This is a genomic window from Methylobacterium sp. E-066, assembly GCF_022829635.1.
In the GTDB taxonomy this organism is placed as follows: Bacteria; Pseudomonadota; Alphaproteobacteria; order Rhizobiales; family Beijerinckiaceae; genus Methylobacterium.
This window is the reverse complement of the sequence record NZ_JAKSYO010000124.1, coordinates 1-377: the sequence shown is the minus strand read 5'-3', so window position 1 is coordinate 377 and position 377 is coordinate 1. Positions and strand designations below refer to the sequence as shown.

General features: G+C 72.7%; 1 pseudogene. It reads right to left on the bottom strand.

The window, feature by feature from the left end:
* Positions 1–177: 177 nt before the first annotated feature.
* Positions 178–377 (bottom strand): annotated as a pseudogene (locus MKL20_RS33270) (methyl-accepting chemotaxis protein); the annotation flags it as partial.

Below are 377 nucleotides of genomic sequence, written 5' to 3'. Positions count from 1 at the left end.
ACCGAGCAGGCCGCCCCCACCGCCAGGCGGCGTGCGTGGTTGCCGCGGCGCACCGCCTCGAATCCGGCCGTGCTGCCCGGGAGACCGCTCTGGCGGGCGATCTCCTGCACGATTGTGATCCTCGGGGGGATGGTCTGGATGGCGTCGACTCCCTGCCTCACCGCGCCCCCGCTGGCCTCCGCATCCTTGCCCGCTGGCCCGGCGATCGGCCAAGGATGCCGAGGGCAGCGGGGTCGCGGTCTGGCGGGCGATCTCCTGCACGATGGTGATCTTCTGGGCGATGGTCTGCATGGCGTCGACCGCCTGCCCGACCGCGACCCCGCTGGCCTCGGCATCCTTGGCCGATTGCCGCGCGATCGCCTCGGTCTGGCTGGCAT